Raw genomic sequence first — 3,955 nt, forward strand, 5'->3', positions numbered from 1 at the left:
GGTCCCAAGGGATGCCGGCCTATTTTGTGAGAACACGGTTGGAGGCCGATATCTACACCTCGGATTTCGAAGCAGCGTCGGATGTGGTGTTTTCGGAGCGTTCATCCCTGGCGGAGTGGACCGAAGACTACCGGTTCGGATTGCTCACTTCGCTGGAAACTTTTGCCAAAATGAACAGAGGAGCGCTCATTGGCTCGCCCTGATACCACCGGGTCCATGCGGAAGATCCTCCTCTACGGGGACGTCGACCTCAACATCATCGACGGGTCCGCGGTCTGGCTCGTCTCCATGGCCGAGGCGTTATCCCGAACGGGCTCCGAAGTCTGCGTACTTCTCAAGACCCACGTGTCGAAGACGCGGCTGCTTGACCGGATAGCTGACATGCCCGGCGTGGAAATCGCCCAACCTGGCGAGAGCGCGGACATCGAGGCGCTGCAGCCCCGCACCGCAGCCCAGCGCATGGCCCAGCTTGACGCGCAGCGGCCGTTCGACGTCGTGATCGCCCGAGGCACCCAGGTCGCGGCGCACGTCGCAAACTCCAAAGTCCTGGGTCCCAAGTCGTGGCTCTACATCACGGACATCGCCCATCCCGGCTCCCGGCTTTCCGAAAAAGACCGCGCGGTGCTCAGAAGGACCGTCGGACAATGCCGGCGCTTCTTCGTGCAGACTGAGGCCGCACGCTCCTACGTTGAGGCGACGATTCCCGAGGCCGCGGGAAAGACCCTGGTCCTCACGCCCATGGTGCCCGATGAATACTTTGACCTGCGGGGAGGCTCATCCGGCACCGGCCGGAAACTGAGTGCGGTCTACTCCGGCAAGTTCGCCAGGAAATGGCGGACCCTGGAAATGTGCTCCCTCCCGGTGACGGCCGGGGAACACAACCTTCCCCTGGCGTTGACGATGATCGGCGACAAGTTCCAGCACGACCTCCAGGACCCGCAGTGGTCGGCCACGATGGAGGCGGCGGTGGGCTCGCCGGGGATCGACTGGCTGGGCGGGATGTCCCGTGATGAGGCCGCAAAGGAAGTCAGCCGGCACGACGTCGGGTTGAGCTGGCGGGATCGAAGCATGGACGCCAGCCTCGAAATTTCGACCAAGGTGCTCGAGTACGCGGCCCTTGGGGTGCCGCCGATGGTGAACCGCAATGCTCAGCACCTGGAGCTTTTCGGCGCGGACTATCCGCTGTATGTCGACGACGATTCGGCGGAGGGCGTTCTCAGCACGCTTCTGGCGGCGAGGGGAACCCTTGCCGAGCTGAAGGAGGAAGTGTCCAATCGTGTCCGGTACTACTCGATTTCAGCATCGGCGGCCCGGCTGAAGGCCTATTTCGAACGGTCCGAAGGCGACTACGCCCGCAGCCCGCGGTCCAGGCAAAAGACGCGGGTGCTGATTGCCGGTCACGACCTAAAGTTTGCGGGCGAGCTGGTGTCCGTCCTCGAGTTGCGGGACGACATCGAACTCGCCTTCGACCACTGGACCTCACTTCATCAGCACGACGTCAAGGAGTCCGAGCGGCTCAGGGACTGGGCCGACGTGATCATCTGTGAATGGTGCGGGCCCAACGCCGTCTGGTACTCGAACAACAAACGGCGGAGGCAGAAGCTCATTGTGCGTCTTCACATGTTCGAGCTCAACGGCCCCTGGATGAGCGACGTGGCCGCCGAAAACATTGACTCCCTGATCTGCGTCTCGCAGCTCTACGTGGATCGCACCCGTGCAAGTACCGGCTGGACCGGCACCGCCATCCGGGTCATCCCGAACGCCGTGGACGTCATGGACCTCCGCAGATCCAAGGAACCGGATCATCGCTTCCGGCTGGGGCTGGTGGGCATCGTCCCCATGCGCAAGCGCCTGGACCGCGCCCTTGACCTGCTCGAGGAGCTGTTGGATGAGGACCCCAGGTACACCCTGCATGTCCGCGGACGCATGCCGTGGGAGTATCCGTACGAATGGAAGAAGCCGTTCCAACGCGAGGCGTACCTGGAGATCTTTGACCGTATCGGCAGGTCCCCGGCGCTGCGGGATGCCGTGGTCTTCGAACCGTTTGGCCCCGACATGGCCTCCTGGCTGCGCAAGATCGGATATGTCCTATCGCCCAGCTCGGACGAGAGCTTTCACCTCGCCCCCGCCGAGGGCATGGCATCAGGCGCCGTACCGCTGTTCTGGCAGAGGCCCGGAGCGGATGAAATATTCAGCAACCGCTGGACCCGGGGGACAACGTCCCAGATCCGGGCCCTGGTCTCGGCCCTCAACGGTTCGCCCCAAGCGTATGCAGAGGAGTCACGGGCCGCCGCCGAATACGTCGGGCGGTTCGATATGCGGTCCACGGGCGAGGCCTGGCTGGAGGAAATACTCAGCACGTGAAGCCACGGCCCGGCACGGTCAGTCCCTCGCGGTAGCGTAGGGCTGTGCCTGAAACTGTGCCCGAACCTGTGCCCGAAACCGCTGTCCCCGAAACGGCTGTGCCCGATGCCCTGCCCGCGGACGCCGCACTGACCGTTGCCGGCCTCTCGGAGTCCCAGCTGCTGGGTCGCATCTTTCCGCGGCTCACGATCCCGCAGCCCAATGGCGGACCGGCGGCGGCGTCGTACTTGCTGCTGGGGCCGGGGGACGACGCCGCGATTGTCGCCGCGCCGGACGGGCGGACCGTGCTGAGCATCGACACCCAGGTGGCGGACCAGGATTTCCGGCTCGAATGGAACAACGGCTACCGGACCACCGGGTACGACGTCGGCTGGAAGGCCGCGGCGCAAAACCTCAGCGACATCAACGCCATGGGCGCCCGGGCCACGTCCGTTGTGGTCAGCCTGACCATGCCGCCGGAGACCCTCGTCTCTTGGGTGGAGGATTTCGCGGACGGCCTCGTGGCCGGCATCAGGGGCCTGGGGGCTCCGGCCTGCGCGGTGGCGGGCGGCGACCTCGGCCGCGGCCGCGAACTGGCGGTCAGCGTGGCGATCCTGGGGACCCTTGACGGCAAGGAGCCCGTCCTGCGCTCCGGGGCCCGGCCGGGGGACACCGTGGCCCTGGCGGGAACAGTGGGCCGGGCCGCCGCCGGGCTGGCGTTGCTGGAGTCGAGCGTCCCGGTGGGCGCCCTGACCGCCGGGCAGCGTTCCCTCCTGGACACCCAGTGCAGGCCGCAGCCGCCGCTCGCCGCCGGACCGCTGGCCCGTGAGGCGGGGGCGTCCGCCATGATGGACATCTCGGACGGCCTGGTCCGGGACGGAAACCGCATGGCGGCCGCCAGCCGCGCAATGCTGAACCTGGACGCCGCCGCCCTGAAGGAGCTGGCCGCCCCGCTGCTGCCGGCGTCGGAGCTGCTGGGGGCAGACCCGATGGCCTGGGTCCTCGGCGGCGGTGAAGACCATGGGCTGCTCGCCACTTTCCCGGCAGGGGTTCCGCTCCCTCCCGGGTTCACTGCGATAGGCTCGGTAGAGGCCCCTGCACCAACCGAAAGCACGGGAGTAACGATCGCGGGCAGGCCCGCTGACGCTGTGGGATGGGATCACTTTGCAGACTAAGATTGCCGCCAACGCGCAAGCGATGAAGCGGTGGTTGGGCAAGGCGGAAACCACGCTCGGCAACCACAGCGACCGCCTGAACGCCATCAATATCTTTCCGGTAGCCGACGGCGACACCGGCACCAACCTCTACCTGACTGTCCGCGCCGCGGCCCACGCCGCGGACGCCGCCGTGCCGGGACACCCGGACGGGGCGGCGCACGCGGCGCCGGACCCGACCCTGCATGACGTTGGCGCCGTCCTGGCGCAGGCCGGCCAGGTTGCCATGGAGCAGGCCCGCGGCAACTCGGGAACCCTGTTCGCCGTCTTCCTCTGCGCTGCCGCCGAACCCCTGGCCGGGCACACCCGGATCAGCTCACCCCTGCTGGCTGCGGCCCTGAACCGGGCCCAGATCCGGGCCTGGTCCGCGCTGAGTGATCCCGTGCCCGGCACCATGC

The 3,955-nt window shown here is 66.9% G+C and carries 4 protein-coding genes; all 4 read left to right on the forward strand.

All coding sequences use genetic code 11. The features are described from left to right. Window positions 1–203: hypothetical protein (locus tag LQV45_RS19920; protein ID WP_230008497.1), on the forward strand; the 203-nt coding region annotated here is incomplete at its 5' end. A 13-nt stretch (window positions 204–216) separates the two neighbouring features. Beyond that, window positions 217–2,364, forward strand: coding sequence for a glycosyl transferase (locus tag LQV45_RS19925; RefSeq protein WP_230008498.1), 2,148 nt, complete (start codon window positions 217–219; stop codon window positions 2,362–2,364). A 98-nt stretch (window positions 2,365–2,462) separates the two neighbouring features. Continuing rightward, complete coding sequence (gene thiL, locus LQV45_RS19930; RefSeq protein ID WP_374208255.1) at window positions 2,463–3,518, forward strand: thiamine-phosphate kinase; 1,056 nt, start codon at window positions 2,463–2,465, stop codon at window positions 3,516–3,518. 22 nt (window positions 3,519–3,540) lie between these two features. Next, window positions 3,541–3,955, forward strand: a 415-nt coding sequence (locus LQV45_RS19935) for a DAK2 domain-containing protein (protein WP_230008500.1), incomplete at its 3' end; no start/stop codon positions are given.

It is taken from the genome of Microbacterium sp. Bi128, from assembly GCF_918698205.1.